Source organism: Bradyrhizobium retamae (genome assembly GCF_001440415.1).
Taxonomy (GTDB): domain Bacteria; phylum Pseudomonadota; class Alphaproteobacteria; order Rhizobiales; family Xanthobacteraceae; genus Bradyrhizobium; species Bradyrhizobium retamae.
The window spans coordinates 209,637-235,195 of the sequence record NZ_LLYA01000170.1; the positions used below are offsets into that span (position 1 = coordinate 209,637).

At 62.7% G+C, this 25,559-nt stretch carries 27 protein-coding genes; 20 read left to right on the forward strand and 7 right to left on the reverse strand.

Going from position 1 to position 25,559, the window contains the following annotated elements; translation table 11 throughout:
• Positions 1–276 precede the first annotated feature (276 nt).
• Both CQ13_RS26375 and CQ13_RS45885 read right to left on the reverse strand, forming a co-directional pair.
• On the reverse strand, positions 277–2,307 hold the full coding sequence (locus tag CQ13_RS26375) for a peroxidase family protein (protein ID WP_057845736.1): 2,031 nt from the start codon (positions 2,305–2,307) through the stop codon (positions 277–279).
• Positions 2,308–2,336: 29 nt separating this feature from the next.
• Positions 2,337–2,873, reverse strand: a complete 537-nt coding sequence (locus tag CQ13_RS45885; RefSeq protein WP_245309332.1) for a hypothetical protein — start codon at positions 2,871–2,873, stop codon at positions 2,337–2,339.
• On the opposite strand from CQ13_RS45885, the gene CQ13_RS26385 reads away from it, so the two are divergent.
• Complete coding sequence (locus CQ13_RS26385; RefSeq protein WP_245309321.1) at positions 2,800–4,140, forward strand: Nramp family divalent metal transporter; 1,341 nt, start codon at positions 2,800–2,802, stop codon at positions 4,138–4,140. The two genes, CQ13_RS45885 and CQ13_RS26385, sit on opposite strands and share 74 nt — an antisense overlap.
• A gap of 143 nt (positions 4,141–4,283) precedes the next feature.
• On the opposite strand, the gene CQ13_RS26390 is transcribed toward CQ13_RS26385, so the two are convergent.
• The 3 genes from CQ13_RS26390 to hemB form a co-directional block, all read right to left on the reverse strand.
• Entirely contained in the window at positions 4,284–5,060 is a 777-nt protein-coding gene (locus CQ13_RS26390; protein WP_057845739.1) for an arginyltransferase, read from the reverse strand.
• A 186-nt stretch (positions 5,061–5,246) separates the two neighbouring features.
• On the reverse strand, positions 5,247–5,819 hold the full coding sequence (locus CQ13_RS26395; protein WP_057845740.1) for an RDD family protein: 573 nt from the start codon (positions 5,817–5,819) through the stop codon (positions 5,247–5,249).
• A gap of 249 nt (positions 5,820–6,068) precedes the next feature.
• On the reverse strand, positions 6,069–7,130 hold the full coding sequence (gene hemB, locus CQ13_RS26400) for a porphobilinogen synthase (protein ID WP_057845741.1): 1,062 nt from the start codon (positions 7,128–7,130) through the stop codon (positions 6,069–6,071).
• Between the two features lie 211 nt (positions 7,131–7,341).
• Between hemB and CQ13_RS26405 the strand changes: the two genes are divergently transcribed.
• The 18 genes from CQ13_RS26405 (at position 7,342) to CQ13_RS26490 (ending at position 22,283) form a co-directional block, all read left to right on the forward strand.
• Positions 7,342–7,815: a DUF6163 family protein gene (locus CQ13_RS26405; protein WP_028345687.1), complete on the forward strand. Its 474-nt coding sequence runs from the start codon at positions 7,342–7,344 to the stop codon at positions 7,813–7,815.
• Positions 7,816–8,282: 467 nt separating this feature from the next.
• A complete protein-coding gene (gene ldtR / locus CQ13_RS26410; RefSeq protein ID WP_028345688.1) occupies positions 8,283–8,798 on the forward strand; it encodes a transcriptional regulator LdtR in 516 nt (171 codons plus the stop codon).
• A 266-nt stretch (positions 8,799–9,064) separates the two neighbouring features.
• Entirely contained in the window at positions 9,065–9,289 is a 225-nt protein-coding gene (locus tag CQ13_RS26415; protein ID WP_057845742.1) for a hypothetical protein, read from the forward strand.
• Positions 9,290–9,320: 31 nt separating this feature from the next.
• Positions 9,321–9,542, forward strand: coding sequence for a hypothetical protein (locus CQ13_RS26420; protein WP_028345690.1), 222 nt, complete (start codon positions 9,321–9,323; stop codon positions 9,540–9,542).
• A gap of 142 nt (positions 9,543–9,684) precedes the next feature.
• Positions 9,685–10,935 (forward strand): adenylate/guanylate cyclase domain-containing protein, encoded by a 1,251-nt coding sequence (locus CQ13_RS26425; RefSeq protein WP_057845743.1) that lies wholly within the window; start codon positions 9,685–9,687, stop codon positions 10,933–10,935.
• A 55-nt stretch (positions 10,936–10,990) separates the two neighbouring features.
• A complete protein-coding gene (locus CQ13_RS26430) occupies positions 10,991–11,347 on the forward strand; it encodes a DUF6152 family protein (RefSeq protein ID WP_057845744.1) in 357 nt (118 codons plus the stop codon).
• Between the two features lie 4 nt (positions 11,348–11,351).
• Positions 11,352–11,840 carry a hypothetical protein gene (locus CQ13_RS26435; protein WP_156433916.1) on the forward strand — a complete coding sequence of 163 codons (489 nt, stop codon included), beginning with the start codon at positions 11,352–11,354 and terminating at the stop codon, positions 11,838–11,840.
• A 15-nt stretch (positions 11,841–11,855) separates the two neighbouring features.
• Entirely contained in the window at positions 11,856–12,431 is a 576-nt protein-coding gene (locus CQ13_RS26440; RefSeq protein ID WP_057845746.1) for a histidine phosphatase family protein, read from the forward strand.
• Between the two features lie 400 nt (positions 12,432–12,831).
• Complete coding sequence (locus CQ13_RS26445) at positions 12,832–13,467, forward strand: glutathione S-transferase family protein (RefSeq protein WP_057845747.1); 636 nt, start codon at positions 12,832–12,834, stop codon at positions 13,465–13,467.
• 319 nt (positions 13,468–13,786) lie between these two features.
• On the forward strand, positions 13,787–15,097 hold the full coding sequence (gene glyA, locus CQ13_RS26450; protein WP_057845748.1) for a serine hydroxymethyltransferase: 1,311 nt from the start codon (positions 13,787–13,789) through the stop codon (positions 15,095–15,097).
• A gap of 27 nt (positions 15,098–15,124) precedes the next feature.
• Positions 15,125–15,607: a transcriptional regulator NrdR gene (gene nrdR / locus CQ13_RS26455; RefSeq protein ID WP_028345697.1), complete on the forward strand. Its 483-nt coding sequence runs from the start codon at positions 15,125–15,127 to the stop codon at positions 15,605–15,607.
• Positions 15,604–16,755 (forward strand): bifunctional diaminohydroxyphosphoribosylaminopyrimidine deaminase/5-amino-6-(5-phosphoribosylamino)uracil reductase RibD, encoded by a 1,152-nt coding sequence (gene ribD, locus CQ13_RS26460; protein ID WP_057845749.1) that lies wholly within the window; start codon positions 15,604–15,606, stop codon positions 16,753–16,755. Before nrdR ends, ribD begins: the two co-directional genes overlap by 4 nt.
• Positions 16,755–17,363: a riboflavin synthase gene (locus CQ13_RS26465; RefSeq protein WP_057845750.1), complete on the forward strand. Its 609-nt coding sequence runs from the start codon at positions 16,755–16,757 to the stop codon at positions 17,361–17,363. The genes ribD and CQ13_RS26465 overlap by 1 nt, the downstream gene beginning before the upstream one ends.
• A gap of 86 nt (positions 17,364–17,449) precedes the next feature.
• Entirely contained in the window at positions 17,450–17,941 is a 492-nt protein-coding gene (ribH, locus tag CQ13_RS26470) for a 6,7-dimethyl-8-ribityllumazine synthase (RefSeq protein ID WP_057845751.1), read from the forward strand.
• Positions 17,942–17,943: 2 nt separating this feature from the next.
• Positions 17,944–18,435: a transcription antitermination factor NusB gene (gene nusB, locus CQ13_RS26475; RefSeq protein ID WP_057845752.1), complete on the forward strand. Its 492-nt coding sequence runs from the start codon at positions 17,944–17,946 to the stop codon at positions 18,433–18,435.
• A complete protein-coding gene (gene thiL, locus CQ13_RS26480; RefSeq protein WP_057845753.1) occupies positions 18,428–19,420 on the forward strand; it encodes a thiamine-phosphate kinase in 993 nt (330 codons plus the stop codon). The genes nusB and thiL overlap by 8 nt, the downstream gene beginning before the upstream one ends.
• Before the next feature lie 205 nt (positions 19,421–19,625).
• Positions 19,626–19,835 carry a cold-shock protein gene (locus CQ13_RS26485; protein WP_028345703.1) on the forward strand — a complete coding sequence of 70 codons (210 nt, stop codon included), beginning with the start codon at positions 19,626–19,628 and terminating at the stop codon, positions 19,833–19,835.
• A gap of 327 nt (positions 19,836–20,162) precedes the next feature.
• Positions 20,163–22,283 (forward strand): sodium-translocating pyrophosphatase, encoded by a 2,121-nt coding sequence (locus CQ13_RS26490; protein ID WP_057845754.1) that lies wholly within the window; start codon positions 20,163–20,165, stop codon positions 22,281–22,283.
• Positions 22,284–22,337: 54 nt separating this feature from the next.
• Here the strand turns inward: CQ13_RS26490 and CQ13_RS26495 are convergent, their stop codons facing one another.
• Complete coding sequence (locus CQ13_RS26495; protein WP_057845755.1) at positions 22,338–23,873, reverse strand: winged helix-turn-helix domain-containing tetratricopeptide repeat protein; 1,536 nt, start codon at positions 23,871–23,873, stop codon at positions 22,338–22,340.
• Positions 23,874–24,003: 130 nt separating this feature from the next.
• Here CQ13_RS26495 and CQ13_RS26500 point away from each other — a divergent pair, with 130 nt between their 5' ends.
• Positions 24,004–24,441, forward strand: coding sequence for a cupin domain-containing protein (locus tag CQ13_RS26500; protein WP_156433931.1), 438 nt, complete (start codon positions 24,004–24,006; stop codon positions 24,439–24,441).
• Between the two features lie 103 nt (positions 24,442–24,544).
• Here CQ13_RS26500 and CQ13_RS26505 read toward each other — a convergent pair whose 3' ends face one another.
• Complete coding sequence (locus CQ13_RS26505) at positions 24,545–25,549, reverse strand: Bug family tripartite tricarboxylate transporter substrate binding protein (RefSeq protein ID WP_057845757.1); 1,005 nt, start codon at positions 25,547–25,549, stop codon at positions 24,545–24,547.
• Positions 25,550–25,559 lie beyond the last annotated feature (10 nt).

Here is a 25,559-nt window from a genome sequence, read left to right on the forward strand (position 1 = left end):
GCGGGAAACCTTTCGTGGGTCGTTGCCCCGTTTGAGCAGCGGATCCGCAAGTTGACGATGGACAATCTCAGCGAACGCTGAGCGCCGGTACCAAATACAAACATGCGCGGTGGCCGGGCCTGTCCCGGTCATTCACGTCGTTACGCGATGCAAGGGAGGGGATGCCCGCGACAAGCGCGGGCACGACAGCGCAAAGATCGCGGCAGCGTGGAGGCCTTTCACCTTCCGTCCTGGCCGGGCTTTATCCGGCACGTCCTTCCTGCTGACGGATTCGCATTAAACGTCGAACAGGAAATCGTGCTTTGTGAGTTCATGGGGCCGCACGTCAATGAGTTCGATCTGGTCGTCGCCGACCTGAACCACCGTATTCCCATGGTCGCCCCAGATACTCACGTCGCGAAAGTCCAGACGGCCGGCATTCTCAAACACCAGCATGTCGACGCCTGGATCGAAATCGGTGATCTTGGCTTTGGTGGATCCGAAATCAAACACGAAGCGATCCGCGCCGTCATTCCCCGTCATCGTCTGCCTGCCGGTTCCGGCGAACAGATAATCACCCTGCGGACCGCCGATCAGCGTGTCGTTGCCATTGGAGCCGATGACGATCTGGCGGGCTTCGGGGTCTTCGGACTCCACGCCGCCGGCAAGGCCGGTGTGCCGCGCATAGGTAACGAAGACATCATCCTGGATATACTTGGTGTCGGTATTGCGCAGAATGATATCTGCCAGCGTCGTTCCTTTGATCTCGGACAACGTCTTGGAATCGAATCCCTGATTCTCGAACCAGAACCGGTCGCCGTCGCGCAGCGCCTCGAACTGCATCGTAATGATGGCCTGAAAGGTTTCGCCGACGAGCGCGCCTGGGACGTGATTTTCCGACAGGCCGCCTGTCCACAGGCCGACGTTGTTGACATTGCCGTAAGCCGCCTTCAGTCCGGCCAGCGTCTCCGGGTCGCTCGTGATCTGGCTGAAATCCGTGTAGGGCTCGAGGCCGATTGCCTCACGAATCTGGTTGAGCGTGCCGAGGCCAAGGTCGCGCGCGCGCTGGATATTGATCGCGGCGAGATCGAGAGACACCGGCGGATCGAAAAGGAAGTTACGCAGGTCGTCGACTATGCGCGCGTCGAGCGCCTGTGACGGATCGGCGGCCAGGTGGCGCAATTGTCCATCGGCGCCGCCATCGTCAATGAAGTTTGCCGCCGGTTGGAAAAATACATCCTTCAGGTCTTCCTCGGAGCCGGCGATGACTTGGCCGTTTTCCGCAAGGCCTTCGGTTTCGCCCGACACGATCGAATGTCCGAAGCGGAACGCCGCAGCGACGAATTCCAGCGTCAGGTGGGGATCGACATTGGGGTCATAGCCGTCGTAGGGCGTCAGCGCGTTCTTGCCAAGTAGGTTTGGCAGGAACTCCGAATAGGTGATGTTGGCGATTTCCGCCGTCACTATCGCGCGCGCGTGATTGTAGAGTTGGTCGCCGGTCCATTTCGGGTGCTCGAGGTGTAGTCTGTCAACCCAGTAGTTGTGTTCGCGCACGAACAGCGTGTGCAGCGCGGTGAGCGCCGGATTTTCTGCGGCACGGACGTCGCCGGCCACGACCATGCCGTTGTCGATCGGCAGGTTGTTGCCCTGCGACGTTATCATGTGACCGTCGGCGGTGCGCAGGCTGGCGGCAGTCGCGGCGCTCGATCCATAGACCATCGAGGCGTCCAGCCAGGCGGTATTGGAATTGACCGCCATCGCGGGATTGGACGTTCCCGCACCGGTCGTGGGATCGATGACCGCGCGGGTGATCGGGATGATGGTGCCGGCGGAAAGCACGGGATCGCCGCCGGGGACGACGACGCTGATATCGTTGACGCCATCCGTCCGGGTCAGCGTCATGTCATGATCGATGAATTGACCCCAGGCGTACATGAACGCGGAAACCTCTTCCGGGTTTGCCACGTCCGGGTCGCCGGCGCCGACCACAAGATTGCTGATGGTACGCGGGTTGTTGCCGCCGAGCGGGACGGAAATGCCGTCGGCAAAATGCGCCTCACCGATACGTGCGAATTCAGTGCCGGCAGCGTTGAGGGTGGAATCCGATTGATTGTTCTGCGAGCCGTCGAAGCTGCGGTACTCGAGTTTTACCGGCTTCGGATCCGGGTAGCACGGCGAGCCGTGGGGGCCATGTGGGCCATGGTGCTCACCCGGACCATGCGAGCCGTGCGGTCGGTGCGGCACATGAAAATGGCCGAGAAAGGCGCCGAAGTGAAAATCGTCGTTTCTATCTTGGTGTGCCTCCCAATTCCGCTTGAACTGACGCATTTGGATGCTCCCTCAGTTGCAATTGCGAATTAGTCGCAATTGCTGTCACGAATGAGAGGCATTTGCAATAAGGAAGTGGCCGTCCGCAGCCCGTAGTCGATCATCGCCTGAGAGAGCTTGTTGCGCGCTTCCGCCTTCAACGCCGCCACCTCGGCCTCGGCCTGGCCGGGCGATTTGACGCCGACCGCGCGGGTGGTCGCTGGCTCGGCGTCGGCCTTGGCCAGCATGGTAATGGTCTCCGCTTTGTTGTTCGCCGCCTGGTTCTCGGCTTCCGCCATCACGGTAATCGGCATCGCCTCGGTCTCGGCGGCCTTGCGCGCCGCGCGTTCGGCGATTTCGACGGCTTGGCGGTGGTGACGTATGGACGGTGGTATCATTTTCGTGATCACCAGATGCAGTTGCAAATGAGTTGCAATAAGAACGAAGATCGGCCATCTTGTTGAGATGGACGCGCGCACGCCCGATTTGGGCCCGGAAGCCAAGGGTTTGCTGATGGCCGATACGACCGCCTCCGGTTGGCGCGCTGACGCCGCCGCCGACGTCCGGCGGAGCTTGCCCGAGGTCAATTCCACGATCTCGGTGCCCTTTGGCGGGCATTGGTCGCGCCGGCTGCTGGCCTTCCTCGGCCCCGGCTATCTGGTTTCGGTCGGTTACATGGACCCCGGCAACTGGGCCACCGACCTCGCGGGCGGGTCGAAGTTCGGCTACACGCTGCTCGTGGTCATCCTGCTGTCGAATCTGATGGCGATCCTGTTGCAGGCGCTCGCCGCGCGGCTTGGCATCGTCACCGACCGCGACCTCGCGCAAGCTTGCCGCGCCAGCTTCTCGCGGCCCGTGAACTTCCTGCTCTGGGTGGTCTGCGAAGCGGCAATCATCGCCTGCGATCTTGCCGAGGTGATCGGCACAGCGATCGCTCTCAACCTGCTGTTCGGCATTCCCCTGATCTGGGGCGCGCTGATCACTGCGCTCGACGCGTTCCTGCTACTGCTCTTGATGAACAAGGGCTTTCGTTTCCTCGAAGCCTTCGTCATCTCGCTTTTGATCGTGATCGCGATCTGCTTTTCGATTCAGATCGTAGCTGCTGCGCCGCCGGTAGCTGCCGTCCTGAAGGGGTTTGTGCCGTCGCCCGAGATCGTCACCAATCCGGAGATGCTCTACATCGCCATCGGCATCATCGGCGCCACCGTGATGCCGCATAATCTCTACCTGCACTCCTCGATCGTGCAGACCCGCGCCTATGAGCGCAACGACAAGGGCCGCCGCGAGGCGATCAGATGGGCGACCACCGACTCGACGATCGCACTGATGCTGGCGCTGTTCATCAACGCCGCGATCCTGATCGTCGCCGCCTCCACCTTCCATGCGACCGGCCGCACCGAGGTCGCTGAGATCGGTCAGGCGTATGAACTGCTGTCGCCGCTGCTCGGGCTCGGCATTGCCTCGACCCTGTTTGCAGTGGCGCTGCTCGCCTCTGGTCTGAACTCGACCGTCACGGCGACGCTGGCCGGCCAGATCGTGATGGAAGGCTTTCTGCACCTGCGGCTGCCGAATTGGGCGCGGCGGCTCGTCACCCGCGGCATCGCCATCGTTCCGGTCGTGATCGTCACCGCGCTCTATGGCGAGCGCGGCACCGGCCAGTTGTTGGTGTTCAGCCAGGTCGTGCTGTCGATGCAATTGCCGTTCGCGGTGATCCCACTGGTGAGGTTTGTTTCCGACCGCCGCAAAATGGGCAAGTTCGTCATTCCGCGCGCAGTAGCCGCCGTAGCGTGGATCGTGGCCGGAATCATCGTCGCGCTGAACGTGAAGTTGTTGTTCGAAACGTTTTTCGGCTAACCGCGCACGCGGCTGTCATCGCTCGGCTTGACCGGGCGACCCAGTTCGCCGCGGCCTCTCGATTCATCACTGCTGTCTCTGGAATACTGGATCACCCGCTCCAGTGCGCAATTGCTCACAAGGCGGGTGATGACAGCAGAGGGTCAATCCTGCGGCTCGGACAGCATTTCGCCCGCCGCATCCACCCGCAGCCAGCCTGACGGCGCCAGCCGCTGCTGCGGCAGGAAGCGGCCCTTGTAGTCCATCTTCTTGGACCCCTCGATCCAATAGCCGAGATAGACGTAAGGCAGGCCGAGCCGGCGCGCGCGGGTGATGTGATCGAGGATCATGAAGGTGCCGAGCGAACGGCTGTGCTGCGACGGCTCGAAGAACGAGTACACCATCGACAGTCCGTCGCTGAGCACATCCGTCAGCGCCACCGCGATCAGCTCCTCGCCGCGGCCGGTGATGCCGGTGTCGACGCCGCGCTTGCGGTATTCGATGATGCGGGTTTCGACATGGCTGTCTTCCACCATCATCGCATAGTCGAGCACGGTCATGTCGGCCATGCCGCCATGGCGGTGGCGCCTGTCGAGATAGGCGCGGAACACGGAGTATTGCTCCGACGTCGGCACCGCGCTGCGCTGTTCGCCGACAACGTCGGCGTTGCGCGCCAAAACTTTCTTGAAGTTGCGCGAGGGGCGGAATTCGTTGGCGATCACGCGCACGGAGACGCAGGCCCGGCACTGGTCGCAGGCCGGGCGGTAGGCGATCGATTGGCTGCGGCGGAAACCGCCATGGGTCAGGAGGTCGTTGAGGTCGCCGGCCTTGTCGCCGACCAGATGCGTAAACACCTTGCGCTCGTGCCGGCCCGGCAGATAGGGGCAGGGCGAGGGCGCCGTTAGGTAGAATTGCGGGGTATCACGCGAGTGTTGGGTCACGTCGGGTCGTCACGCCTCCGAAACAAATCAACCATAGCGCTTTCCAATGCAGTAGACACCGGGTCGCGTTAAGAAAACGCATCGGAACGAAAAAAAGCGCCGGCCCGGCCCCGATTTCATCTTGGGGCCCCGACCGGCTCTAACATCGCGCCCCGAAGGCGGACGGTCAAATAGTTTGCTGCTCGCTTAATAGCTGCTGCGTGCCGAGGGAACTACCTGGGTACGAACCGAGCTGTTGATGATCACGGTTCCCAGGATGATGTCGTGCAGCAGCCGGCGGCGGCTGTTGAACAGGCCGACCAGCAGCACCAGCGGCGTCAGGAATGAGATCGAGGCCCAGTACAGCACGGCGTGGCAGGCACCGAGCACGAAATAGCCCGGCTCGCCGTACCAGGTGCGCAACTCCAGATCCATCGCGCGCATGCCGAGCGTCGCCGAATGCGGGCCGCCGATCGAGGTACCGTAATAGACGATCGCCCACACGATGGTGGCAGGCCACGCCAGCCAGAACAGCATCCAGCCGAGCCCCAGCGTGATCAAGCCGAACACGGCAATGAAGATGTAGCCGAGGATGACGGGTACCGACAGCACGACGAGGTCGATCAGGAACGCAAATACCCGCCGCGTCAGCACGCCGCGAAACAGTTCCGGCTGCGAATAGGGATCGAACGCATGCGGCGGCACGCCACCGTCATTCCGCCAGCCGCCGCCAGCATTTGAAGCGCCGCCGCCGGTATTGCCAGAGCCGCTATAAGACATGGTCCGTCCTCCAGGCCGAAGTTTCCAAAGGTTCACATGGGAACAGGCGGAGGGCGCGCCAAGGGCCTACAATCATTAACAGCGTGCAATATTGTCGGGTTGCAGCGATGGGGCACAACTTCTCCGTCGTCCCTGCGAACGCAAGGGACCCATACGCCACCGCTCATCAATGGGGCGATGGGACCAGTTGCCTTTGCCACCACGTGCAGCGGTGGTTATCGGTCCTGCGTTCGCGGACGACGGAGAGGGTTAGCCTCCGGCCTTCAACTTCTCCGCGGCCTTCGGCGCAAAATACGTCAAGATCCCGTCCGCGCCGGCGCGCTTGAAGCCGAGCAGGCTTTCCATCATGGCGTGGTCGCCGTCGATCCAGCCATTGGCCGCGGCTCCGGCGATCATCGCGTATTCGCCGGATACCTGGTAGACGAAGGTCGGCATCGCAAACGTGTCTTTCACGCGCCGCACGACGTCGAGATAGGGCATGCCGGGCTTCACCATCACCATGTCGGCGCCTTCGGCGATGTCGAGTTCGACCTCGCGCAGCGCTTCGTCGGAATTGGCGCTGTCCATCTGGTAAGTGCGCTTGTCGCCGGTCAGCGTTTTGGCGGAGCCGATGGCGTCGCGGAACGGGCCGTAGAAGGCGGACGCGTATTTCGCCGCATAGGACATGATCTGCACGTCGAGAAATCCTGCCTCGTCCAGCGCCTGGCGGATCGCGCCGACGCGGCCGTCCATCATGTCTGATGGCGCGATGACGTCGCAGCCGGCTTCCGCCTGCACCAGCGCCTGTTTCACCAGCACCGCAACCGTCTCGTCGTTCAGTATCCTGCCGTCCTCGATCAGCCCGTCATGGCCGTGGCTGGTGAAGGGATCGAGTGCGACGTCGCACAGCACGCCGATCTCTGGGAACTCCTTCTTGATCGCGCGCACCGACTGGCAGACCAGATTGTTCGGGTTCAGCGCCTCGGAGCCGTGCTCGTCGCGGAGCGACGGCTCGGTATAGGGAAACAGCGCGATGCAGGGGATGTTCAGTTTTGCCGCGCGCTCGGCGTCGCGCACCGCCTGATCGACGGAGAGGCGGTCGACGCCGGGCATCGAGACCACCGGCGCGCGCGTGTTGTGGCCGTCGACTACGAACATCGGCCAGATCAAATCGTCCGTGGTCAGCACGTTTTCGCGCACCAGCCGCCGCGCCCATTCCGCCTTGCGGTTGCGGCGGGGACGGATGGCAAGGTCGAGCGGGGTGGAGGCGAGGGCGGCCTGCCGCCGCGGCGCGTCGCGCATTTCGATCGGACGCCCGAACTTGATCGCCATGTGAACGGTACTCCTTGAGGCGGAGGGAAGGTTTTGATTTGTTCCAATTCTAGCACCTTGCCGCTGCCCCGTCACCGAGCCTTGATCTATCTCATCAGCAATTGATTTTACCGTCCCGCCGGGCCAAGACATCGGGCCATGAGGAGATTCCAGCACGCATTGCGCCCCGGTTGCGAGGCTAGCCCCCAGATCAGCTTCCAGGTCGGCTTCCATGTCTGACCTTTCGGCGCGCGATCAGGGGCGGGACCATGCCAGGGACAATGCGATGTCCATGGCGGCGATGTCATCGGAGCGGATCGAGCCCGATGACAATGTGTGGACGCGTCGGCTGGTGCTGTTCCTGCGCATCATGGCGGTCGTGTCGATCATGAAGGGCCTGTACCACTGGGCGCAGGTCACGGGTTTCATCGGCGGCGAGGAAGAGGCGTTCGAGAACCAGTCGATGGCCTGGCAGACCGCGACCGTCTATTTCGCCGTCATCGAACTTGTCGGCGCCGTCGGCTTGTGGCTCGCGACGCCTTGGGGCGCGGTGGTATGGCTCACCACGGTGGTGTCGACGGCGGTGATCGAGCTAATGTTTCCGGGCATCTACGGCGGCAGCCTGACGGTGGTGGCGCTCGAGGCTGTAATGCTCGGCGCTTATCTCGCGCTCGCCTGGATGGCCGCGCGCGAGCGCCCGCCGTAGGGGGCGTATGCTGATGCGCTCCTTCTCCCCCGCGAAGAGCAGGGCGAGGGAACAGCGCAGCAGCATCCTCAACTCTGTCAGTTTTCCGCCATAATCCATCGGCGTGCAGAATCCGCGACGCGAATCCGTACAATTTTCAAAAAGTTTTTCCGTAACGATTTGGTCACCGTTAAAGGCCGTAAAGGGTTCCACCACACTCTCACGCGAGCGTTTCGATTTCAGACGCACCTGTTTCCGAATGCGACAAGGCTTGCAGACGAAGCGTGAACAGGGCGCTCCCAGCGTCAATGAAATGTTGCGAAAAGCCTTGATCCATGGGGCTTAATCCACAATTCACTCTGTTAAATTCATGATCTCTTTATTGTCTTATTTAAGCGGATCTTCAAACGGCCCCCTTAAGTTGAGGCTATCAGGCGGGACAGAAGTTTCGTCGAAATAAGTCGAAAAACGACGACAGGGGAAGTGTCATGATCAAAGCCGTTGCAACGGCGGTGGAAACCGCTGAACGCTCTGCCGGTCAAACTCCGGTGCAGCCGCTCTATCTGGAAGCGTTGACTTTGGTGGAACGGCTGCATCGCCGGCTGCTCGACGTCATCAAGGACGAATTCGATCGCCGCGGCCGTGCCGACATCAATTCGGTGCAGGCATTGCTGCTCTATAACATCGGCGACAAGGAGCTGACCGCGGGCGAACTGCGTACGCGCGGTTATTACCTCGGCTCCAACGTCTCCTATAATCTCAAGAAGCTTGTCGAGCTCGGCTTCCTCGATCATCAGCGCTCGCGCGTCGATCGTCGCTCGGTCCGCATTCGCCTCACCGCGCAGGGCCAGGAAATCCGCAAGATCGTCGATGCGCTCTACCAGAAGCACGTCAAGACGGTGGAGCAGGTCGGCGGCATCTCGAATGAGGAGTTCGCGACGCTGAACAAGTCGCTGCACCGCCTCGAGCGGTTCTGGACCGACCAGATCCTGTATCGGCTCTGAGAATTCGTAAGCCGGCCGCCTAGAAGACCGGTAGCCAACAAGCTGACAAAACTGGCAGGGCAGCAAGCCCCGCTCAACGCGCATCGGCGCCGGTTTCCGGCTCCGGTGCGCTTTGCCTTTGAGAGAAAATCCTCCGCATTTCCGGGCAGCTATCGCTGTTTCCTAAAGGGAAATGGCGATTTCTCGCACTGGAACCATCTTCTTCTCGCAGTGGAACCATCTTCGCGCCTGCGAATTATCGGCCCGGCCACCAAACAGGTGAGGGCATGCTGGTCGAGCGCGGAATTCAGGTCATGAATTTTGAGGTGGTGGGCGGTGCCTACGCGATCGCCTCAAACTACCTTCGCAAAAGCGGCGCCATTGCCGATATCCAGGTCACCGACGAGCGATTGCTCGCAATCATCGTGAAGCTGTTCCGGCGCGGCGAATTCAACAGGATCAGGCTCGCCAATAGGGCGATCGCCACGTTCGAAGCAGGCGCATTGGCCTGACGATCACCGCTCACGCAACTCAGGAGAATCCATGGAAGCCGCGATCGAACGGATCATGCAGACCTATGACCTGCTTCTGAACTGCAGCGCCGCTGCCAGCGAGGAGGCGCGCGCCAAGGTCACGGCCTATCTCACCACGCTGGTCGAGGCGGGCGAGACGGATCCACACCGGCTGACGGTGTGCGGGCTCACCTATCTACGCCAGCTCGATGGCAGCAACGATCCGGTGAAGGCGGGGTATACGGGGCTGTAAGGCCCAGGACACGGTCTTGCTGCGCGTCCCGAAGCGCTTGATCGGGACCACAACACGTTGAAGCAGGGCCTCCGTAAGGAGGCCTTGCCGGCCATGTGCACTCCGCCATAGATTTCCTGGTCGATCCGGCGGAGGGCTTGTTATGGACATCGCGATTCCAGCCAATGAGCCTGAACGGCTTGAGGCGCTGGCAAGCTACGCCATACTCGACACCCTCCCGGAAATTGGATTCGACGAAATCACCGAACTGGCGGCGCAGATTTGCGACTGCCCGGCCGCCCTGATCAGCTTTGTCGATCCGTCACGGCAGTGGATGAAGGCCAAATATGGTCTTCCCCCGGACCTTTGCGAATGCCCCCGTGAAATTTCGATTTGCCAGGCCACGATATGCAACAACGATATTCTCTACGTTCCCGATCTCGTCAGCGATCAAAGATTTAACACCAGCCCGCTCGTGACGACCGGGCTGCAGCTCCGCTTCTACTGCGGCGTTCCGCTCATCACGCAGGATGGCTATGCCCTGGGTACGCTGTGCGTCATCGACTTCAAGTCGCGCGAGCTCAGCTTCGAGCAGCGCGAAGCGCTGCGACGGCTGTCACGGCAAACCATGGTGCACCTGGAATTGCGTCGCCAGTTGCTTGAGCGCAACGAGATGCTGCGCCAGTTGGAGAAAGCCCGCGACCGCGCGGTTGCCGAGAAATCTGAATCGGAACGGCTGCTCCTCAACATCCTGCCGCCTTCCATCGCAGCCGAGCTCAAGGCCAGCGAGCGCGTCAGGCCGCGCTTCTTCGATTCTGCGACCGTCATCTTCATCGATTTCACCGGATTTACCCGCATCGTCGAAATGATGGAGCCGGCGAGCGTCATCGATCAGCTCGACCAGCACTTTACCAGGTTCGACGATATCATCGCGAAACATCGCCTGGAAAAACTCAAGACCATCGGCGATGCTTACCTCGCCGTTGGCGGCGTGCCGGAGTCCAATCGCTCGCACCCGATGGATGCCGCGTTATGCGCGCTGCAGATACTGGATCACCTGAGCAAATTGAACCGGCAACGCGAGAAGCTGCGCCTGCCGCCTTGGCTGGCGCGGATCGGAATCAATACCGGACCGGTTATCGCCGGCGTCGTCGGCAAGCACAAATTCACCTATGATATCTGGGGCAACACAGTGAATGTTGCGGAACGTGTCGAAGCCGCCGGCGTTCCTGGTCGCATCAGTATCTCGGAAACCACTTGGCAGCACATCAAGGGACGCTTCGAGACAGAGGCCCGCGGTGCCGTCGAGGTTAAGCATAAGGGTCTCGTGAACATGTACTTCCTCGATCGCATCAAGCCCGAATATTCCTCCGACCCGGCGGGGTTGGCGCCCAACGAGCGATTTTGGAAGTAGGAATGAGCGCCAGGGGCAGATCGATACTGTTCCTCATATGCAATGGAGGCTCGCCATGAGCTCAATCTCGCGTCGTTTGTTTCTGTCGCTGGCGGCTGGCCTTGTGCCGGCTTCCGCCATCGCACATCACGGCTGGGGCGGCTACGATACATCGAAATCGTTCACCGTCACCGGCAAGATCCTGAAATCGACCTTCGAGAATCCGCATTGCGGGATCGAGATGGAGGTCGACAGCAAGCACTGGCACTTCGTCCTGGCGCCGCCGTTGCGCATGCAGGCGCGTGGCGCAACGCGCGAACTGATCGCGCCCGGCAAGACCTGCACCGTGTTCGGCTATCCGCACACCAGCAAGCCGGACGAGGCGCGGATCGAATATATCGTGCTCGACGGCAAGCGTATCGAGTTGCGGTAGGGCAGTGGAACACCAGCCGGCCGCATCAATATTCCTGGCCCTGCAGGAAAGTGCGCTTGGTCATGTGATGCGCTCTTCGCCGGCGCTCTATCCTGCGGTCGAGATTCTGCACATTATCGGTTTCGTGATCCTGGTCGGATCGATCCTGGCGCTCGACTTGAGGCTGCTGGGACTCGGGCGCACGCTTGCCATTCAACCGATGGCGCAATTGCTGCTGCCCTTGTCGCGTGCGGGCTTTCTGCTCGCGATCAGCATGGGCTTTTTGCTGTTCAGCGCCGATGCTTCGCATGTCGTGAAAAATCCTGCGTTCCAGATCAAGCTGCTTCTGATCGGTGCGGCGCTGATCAACATCGTGATCGCGCATGCCGTTCCATGGCGTTATGTTGAACACTGGGGTGACAAGGCGTCCGGCGCAGCCAAGGTGACTGCCCTGCTATCGATCCTGCTGTGGCTCGGCGTCATCTGCGCGGGGCGCCTGATTGCGTATTTTTAGCAAGGCCGCTTTGCCATGTCCTGCATTCGCTTTGCCATCTTCGCGTTCCTCGCCGGTTTGTTGGGTTCGGCGGAGATCGCCACTGCCGACGAAGCCGCCAATGCCTGGAAGGCGTTGCGCGGCGGGGGGCATGTCGCGCTGATGCGGCATGCCGATGCGCCGGGAGGCTTCGGCGATCCGCCCGGTTTTCGCGTTGAAGACTGTGCCACCCAGCGCAACCTGAGCGCCAAGGGGCGGGCGGACGCCGAGAAGATCGGTGCGCGGCTCAAGCGGGAAGGGATTGCGTTTGAAACGATCCTGAGCTCGCCGTGGTGCCGATGCATCGACACCGCCAAACTGCTGAACTTGGGGCCGGTCGAGACCGTTGCGACATTCGGTAATGTCGTGGTGCTGCGCGATCAACGAGAGACGCTAACGGCGGGCGCCCGCGCGCGCATCGCCAAATGGACCTCGCGCGGAAACCTCCTCATCGTGACGCACGGTGCGAATATTTCGGCGCTCACCGGCGTCTCGCCGGCCAGCGGCGAAATCGTCGTCGTCAAAGGCGGAAGCGATCGCGCTGAGCCTGCCGGCCGCCTGGTTCTCGATTGAGCCAATTCGAATTGCCGTGCGCCCGCCCGCGCCTCACTTGTGCCGTAGCGGTTCCAGTTGGCGATCACGCGGCGCCGCGGTGCGTTAAGTTCCTAAGAAGCGAAGCTTCTCGGGGACGACGGAGGCTAGAAAGCCGTTCTCCGAGGAAAGCTCGAAGTAAGCCGTAAAGCCATTGCGCAGGGAAGGCCGGGATGCTCCCGCTGTACCTGTATGCTCGTGTGCGTGTTCCCGCCCGCGGGGGATGACAGATTGTGGTGCTTTGGCACTCGTCGTCATTGCGAGCGCAACGAAGCAATCCATCTATCCCACGCGACGCTATGGATTGCGGACAACTCGCTTCGCTCGCCAAATGACAGTTTCGAGCGAACCGCCACGCTCTAGCAAGACCAGAGGAAGCCCCATGCTCACGGTTCATCATCTCAACGACTCCCGCTCGCAGCGAATTTTGTGGCTGCTGGAGGAGCTCGGCACGCCCTATGAGCTGAAGCGTTATCAGCGCAACGCCGAGACGCGGCTGGCGCCGCCGGAATTGAAAGAGGTTCATCCGCTTGGAAAATCGCCCGTCATCACTGACGGTGACATGACCATCGCCGAATCCGGTGCCGTCGTCGATTACATCATCCGCCGCTACGGCCAGGGAAAGGACAAGCCCGCGATGATGCCGGCGCCCGGTAGCGCGGACTATGAGGCCTACAACGAGTGGCTGCACTATTCCGAAGGCTCGGCGATGTTGCCGTTGATGCTGAACCTCTATATCGGCCGGCTGAAGGAGGCGGGTGCGCCGCTGCATCCGCGCATCGACGACGAACTGGCGAACCACCTCGGCTATATCGACCGCGCGCTGAACGGGCGGGAGTTTTTCGTCGGGGCGTCGCTAAGCGGCGCCGACATCCAGATGAGCTTTGTCGGCGAGCTGGCAAAAGTGTTCGACAAGCTCGGGCCCTATCGGAACCTGGCCGCCTGGCTGGAGCACATGCACGCCCGTCCGGCGTTCCAGCGCTCGGTCGCCAAGGGCGGGCCATACCGGTTTGCGTGAGGGGCTCGTGTCCCGGGCGCTGCGGAGCATGAGCGGATCGGATGGTGCGCTGCAGACCCGGGACCCAGCTGGCTGGCACGTCCTGGGGAACCTGAGTCCCGGCTCTGCGGCGCACCGCCAAGGGGCGCTGCACCGCGTCCGGGACACGGGGCAAGACCCCCTTCATTCCCACCATATCTTGCATAAATACCAGCACTGTACCGCAAGTGCTTGGCCAATTCCGGCCGATGTGGTATCTCGCAGGCGTTTCTTTCGACCGCCACACCAGACCCGCCCGCTTCGCCCCTAAGGGTTTGCGGCGGTGGAGATATTTCGCCCAATGACCTCCTCGCCCACCAGCGCCAAGACCGCCTCCGCGCCCGACTCGTTCTTCACGGCCACGCTCGCCGAGGCCGACCCGGAAATCGCTGCCGCGATCAAGGGCGAACTCGGCCGCCAGCGGCATGAGATCGAGCTGATCGCCTCGGAAAACATCGTCAGCCGGGCCGTGCTGGAAGCGCAGGGTTCGGTGATGACCAACAAGTACGCGGAAGGTTATCCGGGCGCGCGTTACTATGGCGGCTGCGAATGGGTCGACGTCGCCGAGACGCTGGCGATCGAGCGCGCTAAAAAACTGTTCGGCGCTGGCTTTGCTAACGTCCAGCCCAATTCAGGCAGCCAGATGAACCAGGCGGCGTTCTTGGCGCTGCTGCAGCCCGGCGACACCTTCATGGGCCTCGACCTCGCCGCCGGTGGCCATCTCACGCACGGCTCGCCGGTCAACATGTCCGGCAAGTGGTTCAAGGCCGCGCACTATACGGTGCGGCGCGAGGACCAGATCATTGACATGGATGAGGTGGCGAAGCAGGCCGAGCAGGTGAAGCCGAAGCTGATCATCGCCGGCGGATCGGCCTATTCGCGCGCCTGGGACTTCAAGCGCTTCCGCGAGATCGCCGATAGCGTCGGCGCCTATCTGCTGGTCGACATGGCGCATTTCGCCGGCCTCGTCGCCGGTGGCGTCCATGCTTCGCCAGTGCCGCATGCCCACGTCACCACGACGACGACGCACAAGTCGCTGCGCGGCCCGCGCGGCGGCCTGATTCTCTGCAACGACGAGGCGCTCGCCAAGAAGCTGAATTCGGCGATCTTCCCCGGCCTGCAGGGCGGTCCGCTGATGCATGTCATCGCCGCCAAGGCGGTGGCGTTCGCCGAGGCGCTGCGTCCGGACTTCAAGATCTATGCGAAGAACGTCGTCGAGAATGCCAAGGCGCTGGCGGAAACGCTGCGTGGGCATGGCCTCGACATCGTCTCCGGCGGCACCGACAACCATCTGATGCTGGTCGACCTTCGGCCGAAGGGGCTGAAGGGCAACGTGTCCGAGAAGGCGCTGGTGCGCGCCGCCATCACCTGCAACAAGAACGGCATTCCGTTCGACCCCGAAAAGCCGTTCGTCACCTCGGGCCTGCGTCTCGGCACGCCGGCGGCGACCACGCGCGGGTTCGGCGTCGCCGAGTTCAAGCAGGTCGGCGGCATGATCGCCGAGGTGCTCAACGCGCTGGCGCAGTCGGAGGACGGCAAGGCACCGCTGGTCGAAGCCGCGATCAAGGAACGCGTGAAGGCGCTCACCGACCGCTTCCCGATCTATCAGTAAGGTCTAGCAAGTCGAAGGTCCCGTTGGATGCGTTGTCCTAGCTGCAACAGTCTCGATACGCAGGTGAAGGATTCGCGTCCGACCGAGGACTCGGCCGTGATCCGGCGGCGGCGGGTATGCATTGCCTGCAACTTTCGCTTCACCACCTTTGAGCGGGTGCAGTTGCGCGAACTGACGGTCATCAAGCGCAACGGGCGACGGGTGCCGTTCGACCGCGACAAGCTGGTCCGCTCGCTGCAGATCAGTCTCCGCAAGCGGCCGGTCGATCCTGAGCGGGTCGAGAAGATGGTTTCGGCGATCGTGCGCGAACTCGAGAGCGGCGGCGAGGCGGAAGTTTCCTCGGAGGCGATCGGCGAGATCGTGATGGAGCATCTGCGCCAGCTCGACGACGTCGCCTATGTGCGCTTCGCCTCCGTCTATCGCAATTTCCGCGAGGCCAAGGATTTTGAGACCGTGCTCGGCGAGCTCTCAGGCGAGGACGAAGCGCGGATCGCCACGTTGCGCAAATGATCTTCCGCATCCTGGAAGACCAGTACGGGCAGAAGATCAGGGAGTCCAAAGCGGCGGACCAGCGCTTCATGCAGCTTGCGCTGTCGCTCGGCCGGCGCGGGCTGGGGCGCACTTGGTCCAACCCGGCCGTCGGGGCAGTCATCGTGAAGGATGGCGTCATCATCGGGCGCGGCTGGACGCAACCGGACGGGCGACCGCATGCCGAGCCGGAAGCCTTGAGGCGTGCCGGCGAGGCGGCGCGGGGCGCGACGTTGTATGTGACGCTGGAACCCTGTTCGCATTTCGGCAAGTCGCCGCCTTGCGTCGACGCCGTGATCGCCTCCGGCATTGCGCGCGTGGTGTCGGCGATCGAGGATCCAAATCCGGAGGTGGCCGGGCAGGGACATGCAAAACTCCGCGCGGCCGGGATATCAGTCGATGTCGGGCTCGGTGCTCAGGAAGCCGCGCGCGATCACGCCGGGCATTTCCGCCGCGTCCGCGACAAGCGCCCGCATGTGATCCTGAAACTCGCCGTCTCCGCCGACGAAAAGATCGCTGCCGCCGGCCACAAACCCGTTGCGATTACGGGCGAGTCCGCGAGAACGCGGGTACATCTGTTGCGCGCGCAATGCGACGCCATCCTGGTTGGCATCGGCACTGTGTTGGCGGACGATCCGCTGCTGACCTGCCGCCTGCCCGGCATGGAAGCACGGTCGCCCGTGCGGGTGGTGCTGGATCGCGCGCTGCGCATTCCCGGCACAAGTAAGCCGGTTCAGTCCGCGCGGCAGACGCCCCTCTGGGTGATGACCTCAGATTTTGCCGAGGCGCCGGCCGCCGTGAAACTCGGTGCGGCAGGCGCGCAGGTGATACGCGTTGCGGCCACCGCGCAGCCGCCGTGGCTGGATCTATCGGCGGTGCTTCACGCGCTGTCCGACAAGGGCATCACAAGACTGATGGTCGAAGGCGGATCGCGGGTGGCGTCGTCCTTCGTCGCGAGCGGATTGGTCGATGAAATCTGGCTGTTGCGCGGTCCTGATAAAGTCGGCGCTGACGGCATTCCCGCGCTGGACGCATTGCCGCTGTCGGCAATCACCGGGTCGCCCGCGTTCAAGGTACGTGCTAGCGAAGCGCTCGGCAAAGACACCCTGACTATTTACGAGCGCGCTTAATGTTCACCGGAATTGTCACCGGCATCGGCGAAATCGTCGCCCTGACGCCAACGGCGCAGGGGCAGTTGCACCGCATGCGGATCGCCTGCCGCTACGACCAGACGACCATCGCCGACGGGGCCTCGATTGCCTGCAACGGCGTCTGCCTGACGGTAGTCGCTTCCGGCGTCGAAGGCGGCAAGGCCTGGTTCGACGTCGATGCCGCCGCGGAAACGCTCGGCATGACCACGGCCAAGCATTGGGCCAAGGGAACAAAGCTCAATCTCGAGCGCGCGCTGAAGATCGGCGACGAACTCGGCGGTCATATCGTCGCCGGCCACGCCGACGGCGTGGCCACCATCGCCAGGCGCGACGATCTGCCCGATATGGCCCGGTTCGAACTGCGCACCACGCGAGAGCTCGCGCGTTTCATCGCGGCCAAAGGTTCGGTGACGCTGGATGGCGTGTCGCTGACCGTGAATACGGTCGAGGATGTCACATTTTCGGTGCTGATTATCCCGCACACGCTCAGCGTCACCACGCTTGGCGGCTGGGCAGCAGGCAGCGAGGTCAATATCGAGGTCGACCTGATGGCCCGCTACGCGGCGCGGCTCTCGGAAATGAAGTGACATGGTAACAGAGCGCGACTAAAACCGCGCGGATGTTGACAATTCTCACCGCTGCAAATTGCCAACACGTGGAGATGGATTGAACAATGGCAGACGCACGGCGCGCACCGCTGAAAGACCAGACCGACATCACAGGCGCGCGCGCGCTCATCGTGGAGGCGCGGTTCTATGACGACATCCAGGACGCGCTGCTGGAAGGCGCCGTCGCCGAGCTGAAGGCCGCCGGCGTGACGCACGACGTCATCACCGTGCCAGGCGCCTTGGAAATTCCGGCCGCGATCGCGATCGCGCTCGATGCCGCCGACAGGAACGGCAAGCCGTATGATGCAACGATTGCGCTCGGCTGTGTGGTGCGCGGTGACACCATCCATTTCGAGATCGTCTCGATCGAATCCTCCCGCGCGCTGATGGACCTTGCGGTCGCGCGAAAGGTGCCGCTCGGCAACGGCATCATTACCGTCAATACCGAGGCGCAGGCCTGGGCGAGGGCGCGCGCCAGCGAGTTGAACAAGGGCGGCGACGCCGCGCGCGCAGCGCTGGCGATGCTGCGGATCAAACGCCGGCTGGCAAAGGCCTGACGATGGCAGAGAAGAAGCCCGCCAAAACTCCCGACAAGAAAGCCAACCGCCGTGGCGCGGCGCGGCTCGCCGCCGTGCAGGCACTGTACCAGATGGACATCGCAGGCGCCGGGATCAACGACATTTTCGCCGAGTTTGAAAGCCACTGGCTCGGCAACGAGGTCGAGGGCGAGAAATACCTGCCGGCGGAGGCTGCGTTCTTCCGCGACGTGGTGTCGGGCGTGGTCCGCGACCAGGCGAGGCTCGATCCTCTGATCGACGACGCGCTGCAGAAGGGCTGGCCCTTGAAGCGGATCGACGCGATCTTGCGCGCAGTGCTGCGCGCCGGCTCCTACGAGCTCGAGCATCGCAAGGACGTGCCGGGCCGCGTGGTCGTCTCAGAATATGTCGACGTCGCGCATGCCTTCGTCGAAAAGGACGAGACCGGCATGGTCAACGCCGTGCTCGACCAGATCGCGCGCCAGTTCCGCGCCGACGAGTTCACGCGTGGCTAGCGGCAAACCAGTGTCCGGCGAGGACTGGCTGATCGCGCGCTATTTCCGGCCGCTTGCGACTGATCCCGGTGCCTTCCGTCTCGACGACGACGCTGCGGCGCTGAAGCCGTCCGGCGATGACCTCGTGGTGACGACGGATGCGATCGTCGAGGGCGTGCATTTCCTGCCCGATGATCCGCCCGATGCGGTTGCACGCAAGGCGCTGCGAGTGAACCTCAGCGATCTCGCCGCGAAGGGCGCGACGCCGGCCGGTTTTGTGCTGACGCTAGCGCTCCGCAGCGCGGATGAGGCCTGGCTAAAACCGTTCGCGGCGGCCCTGGGCGAGGACATCAGGCAGTTCGCATGTCCGCTGCTCGGCGGCGATACGGTGTCGACGCCGGGGCCGTTGACGGTTTCGGTGACTGCATTCGGCCGCGTGCCGCCGGGCAGAATGGTCCATCGCAGCGGCGCCAAACCCGGCGAGCGCGTGATGGTCACGGGCACGATCGGAGACGCCGGGCTGGGGCTGGCTATCCTCCGCGGGGGGAAGGTGCATGCCGCCGCCGATACAGCCGCACGGGCGATGTTGGTCGGGCGCTATCGCATCCCGCAGCCGCGCGTGGCGATGGCCGAGATCGTTCGCGAATACGCCAGTGCTTCGATGGACATATCGGATGGCTTGGCCGGCGACCTGACAAAGCTCTGCGGCGTGTCGGGCGTGTCCGCCGTGGTCGATCTGGAGCAGGTGCCGCTGTCCGACGCGGCGCGGGGTTTGGTGTCGCGCGGCATTGTCGGACTGGAGACATTGATCGCCGGTGGCGACGATTACGAAATCCTCTGCACGATTCCGGAAGAGCGTGTTGGAGCCTTCGAAGCCGCTGCGCAGCGCGCAGGGGTTGCGCTTAGTTCCATCGGAACGATCGTCGTGGGGAGTTCAGTTCCGAAGTTCGTCGACAAAGACGGCAAGGAAATCGCGCTGGAACGGCTGTCTTACAGCCATTTTTGAAGGCGTCGCATCATGCCGTCGGCTTTATTTCCTGCCGGCCATTGCAATTTCGCTGAAAACCTATAGGTTGTAGCGCATTCGATTACCGCCGAGCCTTTTTGAACGCGCCCTATGGGGCTTCCTTCCAGAGACATCGTCGAGATTGGATTTGAATCCGTGCGATCGCCGCGCGGAATGAAAGCCTATGTGCTTTGGAGAAGAGAAGATGGCTACAGGAACAGTGAAGTGGTTCAACGGTCAAAAGGGTTTCGGTTTCATTGAGCCGAGCGATGGCAGCAAGGATGTGTTCGTGCACATCTCCGCCGTCGAGCGCGCCGGCCTTGGCGGGCTGGCCGAAGGTCAGAAGGTTCAGTTCGAACTCAAGACCGACAAGATGCGGGGCAAGGTAAGCGCGGAAAACCTGTCGCTGGTCTAAGGCCTCGAAACGGTCGTTTCACGGATGTACTGGAATGGCTTGTGAGCCCGCTCGATCCCGCCCGGGGTTGAGCGGGCTCTTGTATTTTGGCCGGGCCGAATACCCGATGCCCGCGGGCTCCAGTTGGCTGGACGGATTCCGGGTGACTCCTTTCAAAAATCGACGGTTTTCGCCCTCCGTGACATTGCGCCGGAGGGACGATTTTGGCATGGTCCCGCCCGATTTGAGGCCGCCCTTCTGGGCAGGGAAGGCCTGCTTTTTATGCGTCCGCCGCTACCCGCGGTGACGGCGCGGGGGTGGAACGAACAAAAAACTGAGGCAAATTCAATGACAGCATTGTGGGTGATTGTGCTCTGCGGAGCGCTTTCGATTGTCTACGCCATCTGGGCCACGTCTTCCGTTCTGAAATCGGACGCCGGCAATCCGCGCATGCAGGAAATCGCGGCGGCTGTCGCCGAAGGCGCGCAGGCCTATCTGCGCCGCCAATACATGACGATTGCCATGGTCGGTGTCGTGATCTTCGCGCTGCTGGCCTACTTCCTCGGCATGCTGGTTGCGATCGGCTTCCTGATCGGCGCGGTGCTGTCGGGCGCTGCCGGCTTCATCGGCATGAACGTCTCGGTTCGCGCCAACGTGCGCACCGCGCAGGCGGCAACCACTTCGCTGGCCGGCGGGCTCGAACTGGCCTTCAAGGCGGGTGCGATCACCGGCCTTCTGGTGGCCGGTCTCGCGTTGCTCGGCGTCACCATCTACTTCGCCTATCTCACCCAGTTCATGGGGTTGAAGGCCAACGATCGCGTCGTCGTCGACGCGCTGGTAGCGCTCGGCTTCGGCGCCTCGCTGATCTCGATCTTCGCCCGTCTCGGCGGCGGCATCTTCACCAAGGGCGCGGACGTCGGCGGCGACCTCGTCGGCAAGGTCGAAGCCGGTATTCCCGAAGACGATCCGCGCAACCCGGCGACCATCGCGGACAACGTCGGCGACAACGTCGGCGACTGCGCCGGCATGGCGGCCGACCTGTTCGAGACCTATGCGGTGACCGCGGTCGCCACCATGGTGCTCGCCGCGATCTTCTTCGCGACCTCGCCGCTGCTGGTGCCGATGATGACCCTGCCGCTCGCGATCGGCGGCGTCTGCATCATCACCTCGATTATCGGCACCTTCTTCGTCAAGCTCGGCGCCAGCCAGTCGATCATGGGCGCCTTGTACAAGGGCCTGATCGCGACCGGCGTGCTGTCGCTGCTCGGCGTCGCAGCCGTCATCCACTGGCTGATCGGTTTCGGCGAGCTGGCGGGCGTGAAGTACACGGGCATGGCGCTGTTCCAATGCGGCGTCGTCGGTCTCGCCGTCACCGGCCTGATCATCTGGATCACCGAATACTACACCGGTACCGATTATCGCCCGGTGAAGTCGATCGCCTCGTCCTCGGTCACGGGCCACGGCACCAACGTGATCCAGGGTCTGGCGATCTCGATGGAATCGACTGCGATGCCCGCCATCGTCATCATCGCCGGCATTCTCATCACCTACAGCCTTGCCGGCCTGTTCGGTATCGCGATTGCGACCACGACGATGCTGGCGCTGGCCGGCATGATCGTGGCGCTCGATGCTTTCGGTCCGGTCACCGACAACGCCGGCGGCATAGCCGAAATGGCGGGCCTTCCGAAGGAGGTCCGCAAGTCGACCGACGCGCTGGATGCGGTCGGCAACACCACCAAGGCGGTCACCAAGGGCTACGCGATCGGCTCGGCCGGTCTCGGCGCGCTGGTGCTGTTCGCGGCCTACAATGAAGACCTCAAGTTCTTCATCGCCAATTCTGCGAAGCATCCGTACTTCCAGGGTGTGCTGCCCGACTTCTCGCTCAACAATCCCTACGTGGTGGTCGGTTTGCTGTTCGGTGGCCTGCTGCCGTATCTGTTCGGCGCAATGGGCATGACTGCAGTCGGCCGGGCGGCCGGCGCGATCGTCGAGGAAGTGCGGCGCCAGTTCCGCGAAAAGCCCGGCATCATGCAGGGCACCGACAAGCCGGACTACGGCAAGGCAGTCGACCTGCTGACCAAGGCTGCGATCAAGGAAATGATCATTCCGTCGCTGCTGCCGGTGCTGTCGCCGATCTTCGTCTACTTCGTGATCTACGCGATCGCGGGCGGCGGCGCGGCCGGCAAGTCGGCGGCGTTCTCCGCGGTCGGCGCCATGCTGCTCGGCGTGATCGTGACCGGCCTGTTCGTGGCGATCTCGATGACCTCGGGCGGCGGCGCCTGGGACAACGCCAAGAAGTACATCGAGGATGGCCATTTCGGCGGCAAGGGCTCGGACGCCCACAAGGCCGCCGTGACCGGTGACACCGTCGGCGATCCCTACAAGGATACTGCCGGTCCCGCGGTCAACCCGATGATCAAGATCACCAACATCGTGGCGCTATTGCTGCTGGCGATCCTGGCGCACTGAGCCGGGGCGAGGCTGATCAAAACGAAAACCCCGCGGTGCGAGCCGCGGGGTTTTTCATGCGCGAGCCCGGTCGAGCATCTGCGATATCTGCCCGTCCCATTCTGGATGCAGTTGCTTTAGTGGCGCGAGGAAATGACTCTCGGGCCCTGTCAACTCGTTCATGCGGCTTGCCCAGCGGCGTGCATCGTCCACTTTGCCGAGCGCGACATGGCAGCACGTGAGAGTTTCCAGTGTCGGACGAAAGGTCGGGCGAATGGCGAGCACCGTGTTGGCGGTCGCAAGGGCGCGCTCGGCTTCTCCAGCGAGAAGCTGTGCATAGGCGAGCAGATTGTACCAAGTGAGATTTTGAGGATCGTTCGGATTTAACGCCAGACCATGGTCAAGCGGTTCGATTGCCTCTCGGGCCAGGCCCGCGAACAGACGGGCCAGGCCGAGAACCAGATGCCCCAATGCGAAGCTTGAGCTCAATGCGATCGCTTTCTCGGCTGCCGATACAGCCACCAGCGGCGCGTTGCTGTATGCGTTGGCAATGGCGAAGGCGTAGTGCGCATACGGATCTCTCGGATCGAGTGCTATCGCGTGGGCCGCGGCATCCACGCCTTCCTTGCTGTCCGCGCCGGGCGCGTCGCTCCAGCCGTACGCGATTATCCCGGCGCTGACGCGCCCGAGCCAGATGTGTGATTCCGGCAAGTCCGGGTCGATTGTACAAGCGTGGCGAAAGAGCGCCCGCGCCGCCAGGTGGCCGTCGCGGGTAACCTTGTGGAAATGCCACATTCCCCGACGCACCAGGTCCCACGCAGTCATGTTGCCGGTATGCCGCATGGCCGCAACGTAGGATTCGCTTTTGAGAAGCTCGGGCTCGATCGCACCCGCTACCCGCTCAGCGATCTCGTCCTGGATCGCAAAGACGTCCGCCATCTCCAGATCGTAGCGCTCCGCCCATACATTGCTGCCGTCGCTCGCGTCGATGAACTGAGCCGTAATGCGCAGTCGAAGAGCGGATTGGCGAACGCTTCCCTGCAACACGTAACGCGCGCCAAGCTCACGAGCGGCTTGCAGCACATCGATCTGCTTGCCCTTGAAAATAAAGGCAGAACCGCGCCCGATGACCCGGAACCAGCGAAACCGGGATAGCGCCGTGATGATATCTTCGGTCAGCCCATCGGCGAGATATTCCTTGCCGACCTCGCCAATGATGCCGAAAGGTAGAACCGCGATAATCGGGCGCGACTGGGCATTGCTCTCAGCGCGCTGCGGCGTGGTGCTCTGCGCCCGAGAAGCGACCGGCCCAGCAAACCGGTAGCCGACACGCGGGATCGTCGCGATCCATTCGGAGCCGTCCTTCGCGGTGCCGAGAAGCTTGCGCAGCGCCGCGATCTGGACTGACAGGTTGCTTTCCTCCACGGCGACGCCAGGCCAGGCAACGTCCATCAGGCTCGCTTTGCCGAGGATTTTGCCGGGCGATTGCAGGAAAGCCTGCAGCAGGAGGAGGCCCTTTTGGCCGACCGCGACCGGTCGGCCGTCCCGCGACAGCATTCCGCGATCCATATCAAGCATGAACGGGCCAAAGGTGAAGGGCTCGCTGGACATGCGGCGAGCTTACCGAGCTTTGGAAGAATTTGGAATTTTTCGGACCAATCTTTGAGACTCCGGCCCTCCAGACAAGTGATCCTGCGCATGTTGCCAAAGCAACCCGAACCGGAGAGATGAAATGAGCAACATGATCGTACGGGAACGGCACGGCGTGGACTCGGGAGATGGCGGGAAGGGGTTCGTCGTGAAGGGAAGTGCCGGCTACCGCGCCGAGCAGGGTTCTGACTATCAGCCAGGGATCAGCGCGGAGACTGTCGGCTCGAAAATGATCTGGCTCGGTATTATCACCCTGCCGGCCGGCCGGCGCACCAAGGCCCATGTGCATGAGCATCACGAGACGGCGCTTTACATGATGAGCGGAGAAGAACTGGAGATCTGGACCGGCGACCAGCTACAGCACTGTGAAAGGGTGCACCCCGGTGACTACATCTATATTCCGGCGGGCGTCCTGCACGTTGCAGTTAATCGCGCCGCCACGCCGTCGGTCTTCGTCGGATCGCGTAGTGAGGCGACTGCGCAGGAGAGCGTGGTGATGCGGCCGGAGATGGACGAGCGGGTCCCGTGAGTGGCCGCTGGCGATCCTGACGCACTGAGCGGCGACAAGCTGATCGAAAAAGAACCCCGCGGTGAAAGCCGCGGGGCTTTGATTTGGATGAGACGTCTGGCGCTCAGCCCGCGTCCATCTGCAGGCCTTCGCGCTTGATGATCTCGGCGAATTTTGCCGTCTCGGCCTGCACGAAATCGGAAAACTGTTGTGGCGTTCCCCAGTCGGCGGTCGCGCCCATCTTGCCGATTGTGTTCTTGACGTCATCCCGCGCCAGCATCGCCTTGATCTCCTTGTTGAGCGCTTCAACGGCGGGAGCGGGCGTGGCCTTCGGCAGGAAGATGCCGAACCAGGAGGAGACGTCGAACTTCGAAAGCTCCGGCGCGCTTTCGCGCATGGTCGGAACGTTCGGGGCGAGTGCGCTGCGCTCGGGTGTGGTGACAGCGAGCGCGGTGAGTTTGCCTTCCTGGGTCTGCGGCAGCGTCGGGTAAAGATTGTCGAACAGGATCTGGATATCGCCGGCCAGCGCCGCCTGCAGCGCGGGGCCTGCGCCGCGGAATGGCACGTGCACCATCTTCAATCCGGTGAGCTGCAGGAACCAGGCGCCGGTGAGGTGAGGGCTCTGTCCTACGCCTGAGGAGGCATAGGTGAGCTTGTCCGGGTTGGCCTTGATGTAGGCGATCAATTCTCCGATCGACTTGATGCCGGTCGACGGATGCGCTGACACGATGTTCGGAATCCGGATCATGTTGCTGACCGGCTGCAACTGGTCGGCCTTGTAGTTCATGTTGCGGAAGATGCTGTAGGCAATCGCATTCGGACCGGGATTACCGACCAGGATCACATGGCCGTCCGCCTTGCCTCGCACGACTTCGGCGGTGCCGATGGTGCCGCCGCCGCCTGAGCGGTTTTCCACGACCGCGGACTGGCCCCAGGCGGTCTGCAGATGTGCGGCCAGCAGCCGCCCCATCACGTCGGTACTGCCGCCGGCCGCTGCTGGCACGATGAGACGCACGGTCTCGGTCGGGCGCCAGTCGGAGCCGTAACTCGCGCGCGGCAAGATCGCCGCAGCGGAAATACCCGCGGCTCCGGTCAACACACGGCGGCGAGAAAAAGTTCTAATCGTCACAAGTTAACTC

Bases quoted from the DNA above. Each gene is read 5' to 3' on its own strand.
- ldtR (WP_028345688.1), top strand. From the start codon at position 8,283: ATGATCAAAGCCGTTGCAACGGCGGTGGAAACCGCTGAACGCTCTGCC.
- CQ13_RS26385 (WP_245309321.1), top strand. From the start codon at position 2,800: ATGGCCGATACGACCGCCTCCGGTTGGCGCGCTGACGCCGCCGCCGAC.
- CQ13_RS26495 (WP_057845755.1), bottom strand. From the start codon at position 23,873: ATGTCCAGCGAGCCCTTCACCTTTGGCCCGTTCATGCTTGATATGGAT.
- nrdR (WP_028345697.1), top strand. From the start codon at position 15,125: ATGCGTTGTCCTAGCTGCAACAGTCTCGATACGCAGGTGAAGGATTCG.
- CQ13_RS26430 (WP_057845744.1), top strand. From the start codon at position 10,991: ATGAGCTCAATCTCGCGTCGTTTGTTTCTGTCGCTGGCGGCTGGCCTT.
- CQ13_RS26415 (WP_057845742.1), top strand. From the start codon at position 9,065: ATGCTGGTCGAGCGCGGAATTCAGGTCATGAATTTTGAGGTGGTGGGC.
- ribH (WP_057845751.1), top strand. From the start codon at position 17,450: ATGGCAGACGCACGGCGCGCACCGCTGAAAGACCAGACCGACATCACA.
- CQ13_RS26485 (WP_028345703.1), top strand. From the start codon at position 19,626: ATGGCTACAGGAACAGTGAAGTGGTTCAACGGTCAAAAGGGTTTCGGT.
- CQ13_RS26490 (WP_057845754.1), top strand. From the start codon at position 20,163: ATGACAGCATTGTGGGTGATTGTGCTCTGCGGAGCGCTTTCGATTGTC.
- ribD (WP_057845749.1), top strand. From the start codon at position 15,604: ATGATCTTCCGCATCCTGGAAGACCAGTACGGGCAGAAGATCAGGGAG.
- hemB (WP_057845741.1), bottom strand. From the start codon at position 7,130: ATGGCGATCAAGTTCGGGCGTCCGATCGAAATGCGCGACGCGCCGCGG.
- CQ13_RS26425 (WP_057845743.1), top strand. From the start codon at position 9,685: ATGGACATCGCGATTCCAGCCAATGAGCCTGAACGGCTTGAGGCGCTG.
- CQ13_RS26395 (WP_057845740.1), bottom strand. From the start codon at position 5,819: ATGTCTTATAGCGGCTCTGGCAATACCGGCGGCGGCGCTTCAAATGCT.
- CQ13_RS26405 (WP_028345687.1), top strand. From the start codon at position 7,342: ATGTCTGACCTTTCGGCGCGCGATCAGGGGCGGGACCATGCCAGGGAC.
- nusB (WP_057845752.1), top strand. From the start codon at position 17,944: ATGGCAGAGAAGAAGCCCGCCAAAACTCCCGACAAGAAAGCCAACCGC.
- CQ13_RS26420 (WP_028345690.1), top strand. From the start codon at position 9,321: ATGGAAGCCGCGATCGAACGGATCATGCAGACCTATGACCTGCTTCTG.
- CQ13_RS26440 (WP_057845746.1), top strand. From the start codon at position 11,856: ATGTCCTGCATTCGCTTTGCCATCTTCGCGTTCCTCGCCGGTTTGTTG.
- CQ13_RS26465 (WP_057845750.1), top strand. From the start codon at position 16,755: ATGTTCACCGGAATTGTCACCGGCATCGGCGAAATCGTCGCCCTGACG.
- glyA (WP_057845748.1), top strand. From the start codon at position 13,787: ATGACCTCCTCGCCCACCAGCGCCAAGACCGCCTCCGCGCCCGACTCG.
- CQ13_RS26375 (WP_057845736.1), bottom strand. From the start codon at position 2,307: ATGCGTCAGTTCAAGCGGAATTGGGAGGCACACCAAGATAGAAACGAC.
- CQ13_RS26500 (WP_156433931.1), top strand. From the start codon at position 24,004: ATGATCGTACGGGAACGGCACGGCGTGGACTCGGGAGATGGCGGGAAG.
- CQ13_RS26445 (WP_057845747.1), top strand. From the start codon at position 12,832: ATGCTCACGGTTCATCATCTCAACGACTCCCGCTCGCAGCGAATTTTG.